Annotated in this window: 3 protein-coding genes; 1 reads left to right on the top strand and 2 read right to left on the bottom strand. The window is 60.2% G+C overall.

All coding sequences use genetic code 11. The features are described 5' to 3' along the window. Nucleotides 1–166: 166 nt before the first annotated feature. Complete coding sequence (gene choX / locus N005_RS01750) at nucleotides 167–1087, bottom strand: choline ABC transporter substrate-binding protein (protein WP_047698865.1); 921 nt, start codon at nucleotides 1085–1087, stop codon at nucleotides 167–169. 19 nt (nucleotides 1088–1106) lie between these two features. Further along, nucleotides 1107–2621, bottom strand: a complete 1515-nt coding sequence (betC, locus tag N005_RS01745) for a choline-sulfatase (protein ID WP_047698863.1) — start codon at nucleotides 2619–2621, stop codon at nucleotides 1107–1109. A gap of 114 nt (nucleotides 2622–2735) precedes the next feature. Between betC and N005_RS01740 the strand changes: the two genes are divergently transcribed. Next, the gene (locus N005_RS01740; protein WP_047698861.1) at nucleotides 2736–3686 is read left to right on the top strand and encodes a choline sulfate utilization transcriptional regulator; all 951 of its coding nucleotides are present in this window, start codon (nucleotides 2736–2738) and stop codon (nucleotides 3684–3686) included. Nucleotides 3687–3755 lie beyond the last annotated feature (69 nt).

Genomic DNA, 3755 nt, shown 5'->3' with positions numbered 1-3755 from the left:
TTTATCCCCGCTGGGTCGCGAAGCGGCCCTAATGTGTCGACTCGGTGTGTCAGATCATTTGCGTTCAGCTGTTTGGGGCCGCTCCGCGACCCAGCGGGGATAAATCCCCTCGCCACAAAAGTGCTCCGGATCACCTTTTGAGGGCTTATCCGGAGCACGCGGGTCATCAGAGCTTGGCCTTCACCGCCGCCAACGCCTCCTGGCCATCCACGGTCTTCACGCCATCCAGCCACTTATCCAACACCGTCGGGTTGGCCTTGATCCAGGCCTTGGCCGCCTCGGCATTGCTGAGCTTCTTGTTCGCTACGTCGGCCATGATGCTGTTTTCCATTTCCTGGGTGAAGCTCAGGTTGGTCAACAGTTTGCCCACGTTCGGGCAGGCCTGTGCATAACCCTTGCGGGTCAGGGTATAGACGCTGCCGGTATCGCCGAAGTACTTCTCGCCGCCCTTGAGGTAATGCATTTTCAGCTGCACGTTCATCGGGTGCGGGGTCCAGCCGAGGAAGGTCACGAACTTCTGTTTCTTCACCGCCCGGGACACTTCCGCCAGCATCGCCTGCTCGCTGGACTCCACCAGTTTCCAGTCGCCCATGCCGAAATCGTTGGTCTTGATGATTTCCTTCAGGGAGAGGTTCGCCGGCGCTCCGGAACCGATGCCGTAGATTTTCTTCTCGAACTTGTCGGCGAATTTATTCAGGTCGGCAAAGTTATGCACACCGGCATCCCAGACGTAGTCCGGGACAGCCAGGGTGAACTCGGTGCCTTCCAGGTTCTTGGCCAATTGGGTGACATCCCCGTTAGCCACGAATTTGTCATAGAACCCCTGCTGCGCCGGCATCCAGTTGCCCAGGAACACATCGACCTGGCCATCCTTGAGGCCGCCGAACGTGATCGGCACCGCGAGGGTGTCGACCTTGGGCTTGTAGCCCATGCCTTCCAACAGAAAACCGGTGATGGCATTGGTCGCCGCGATATCGCTCCAACCCGGGTCAGCCATCTTTACCGTCTCGCAGCTCTGCTCGGCCCACGCCGAGGCACTGCTCAACGCCAACAGCCCAGCGGCCAGTACTGTGGATAACTTTTGCATGTGCTTCCCCTTACGTTCGTTATTGGTTTTGGCAGGGTTGTGGATAACGGGCCTTGCGCTCCAGATCGTCGAGGTCGATGTGGTTGCGCATGTATTGCTGACTGGCATCCACCAGCGGCTGGTGATCCCAGCTCTTGAGTTTGCCCAGGGTCAGCGCCTGGGCGACGAAACGACGGCGACGCTGGCTGGCGAGCACCTGTCGATGAATGGTCGGAATGTCCCACTTGGCCCTGGCTTCGGCGAGAAACTCGGCGAACAGGGTCTGATGCTCCGGTGACTGGCTGAGGTCTTCCAGTTCCTTGGGGTCGTTACGGACATCGAACAGCAGGCACGGATCATCTTCGCTGTAGATGAATTTCCATTGGCCGCGGCGGATCATCATCAACGGGCTGATGGTGCCCTCGGCCATGTATTCGCCAAAGACCTCATCGTGCCCGCCCCGCCCTTGCAGATGCGGCACCAACGAGCGGCCGTCCAGCGGCAAACCGGGCTCCAGCGTGCCGCCGGCCAGTTCCACCAGGGTGGGCAGCAAGTCGGCGGTGGATACCGCCGCGCCGACCCGGCCGCTGGCGAATTGACCCGGAGCGCTGACCAGCAGCGGCACCCGCGCGGACATCTCGAACCAATGCATTTTGTACCAGAGCCCTTTTTCACCGAGCATGTCGCCATGATCGCCGGAGAACACGATGATCGTGTCCTCCATCAAGCCAGTGTCCTCAAGGGTCTGCAGCAGCTTGCCCACATTGCTGTCGATATAGCTGCACGCGCCGAAATAGGCGCGGCGGGCATCGCGAATCTTATCCACAGGCAGCGGCTTGTCCCACAGATCATAGACCTTCAACAGGCGCTGGGAGTGAGGGTCGAGCTCGGTCTGCGCCGGCGTTTGCGGCAGCGGGATGTCGTTGTCGTCATACAGATCCCAGAAAGCCTTGGGAATCGTGTACGGGTCGTGTGGGTGGGTCATCGACACGGTCAGGCAGAACGGCTGGTCACCGTCCTCGCGGATGTGGTCGAACAGGTACTGCTGCGCCTTGAACACCACTTCTTCATCGAAATCCAACTGGTTGGTACGCACACAAGGCCCGGCCTGCAGCACCGACGACATGTTGTGGTACCAGCTCGGCCGCACGTCCGGCTCATCCCAGTTCACGGCCCAACCGTAGTCGGCCGGATAAATGTCACTGGTCAGGCGCTCTTCATAGCCGTGCAGCTGATCCGGCCCACAGAAGTGCATCTTGCCGGACAGCGCCGTGCGGTAGCCGAGGCGCCGCAGGTAATGGGCGTACGTCGGGACGTCGGCCGGAAAATCCGCGGCGTTGTCATAGGCGCCGATCTTGCTGGGCAACTGGCCGCTCACCAGGGTAAAGCGCGACGGCGCGCACAGCGGGCTGTTGCAGTACGCGGCGTCGAACACCACGCCCTGGTCGGCCAGGCGCGACAGATTCGGCAGCTTGATCGGCGAAGGACCGTAGATCGGCAACATTGGCGCGGCCATCTGATCGGCCATGATGAAAAGAATATTCTTGCGCTTCATGTAATCGCGGCATTCCATAGTGAGCGGTTATGCGAAATTGCTGCGATTGAGCATGTTCCCCCGACCTATTGGGGTAAAGCCCATGCAGGATAATGACTAGGATAAGCACAGCTTATGTATGACGCCTTGGGTGACCTGTCCCTGGATCTGTTTCGAGTCTTCGAAGCAGCGGCCAGGCAACGAAGCTTTACGGCAGCGGCGATTGAGCTGGGCACCACGCAACCGGCCATCAGCCAGCAGATCAAACGCCTGGAGGAACAGCTGGGCACGCGGTTGTTCGATCGCATTTACCGCGGCATAGAACTGACCGAGGCCGGAACGACGCTGTTCGAACAGGTGCAGGCCGGTTTGCAGAACATCGACGCAGGATTGAGCGCGATCACCGCGCAACATCAGCATGAGGTGTTACAGGTCGCCACCGATTTCGCTTTCGCCGCCTACTGGCTGATGCCGCGCCTGCATCGTTTTCACGCCGCCAACCCGCAAGTGGACGTCAGCCTGGTGACCAGCGAGCGCAATCACAACATGTTGCGCACCGACATCGACGTTGCCGTACTGTTCGGCGACGGTCGCTTCAAACAGGGCGAAAGTCGCTGGCTGTTCAGCGAAGAAGTCTTTCCGGTGTGCAGCCCGTTGTTGCTCAAGGAACGTCCCCTGCCCTTGCCCGCCCAGGCCTTATCCGAGTTCCCGCTCCTGCACTTGCGCGGTGGCAACAGCAGTCACTGGTTCGACTGGAATGGCGTCTTCCGCGAGCTGGGCATCACCTCACCCCCGGCGCCAGGGCAACTGCGTTTCGACAACTACACCTTGCTGATCCAGGCGGCGATTGGCGGCCAGGGGGTTGCCATCGGCTGGCGTCACCTTGTGGATAACTTGTTGGCCCAGGGCCTGCTCTGTCGTCCAATCGCCGAAACGGTGCTGTCGCGCCTGGGGTATTACGTAGTCCTGCCCCAGCGTAAACGGCGTGGGGCACTGATCAGGCAGTTCGTGGATTGGCTGATGGAAGAACAGGCCAACAGTGGCGAGTCGCTCACGGGGTTGCCGTTGCCGTCCATCGCTGTTTGAGACTTGCGGGTGAAGGCACTTCCATAGCCAAAGAAAAACTACTGTGGCGAGGGGATTTATCCCCGCTGG

This window comes from Pseudomonas mediterranea CFBP 5447 (assembly GCF_000774145.1).
Lineage (GTDB): Bacteria > Pseudomonadota > Gammaproteobacteria > Pseudomonadales > Pseudomonadaceae > Aquipseudomonas > Aquipseudomonas mediterranea.
Note: the sequence above shows the minus strand (reverse complement) of the source record. Positions and strands in the feature narration are given on the sequence as shown.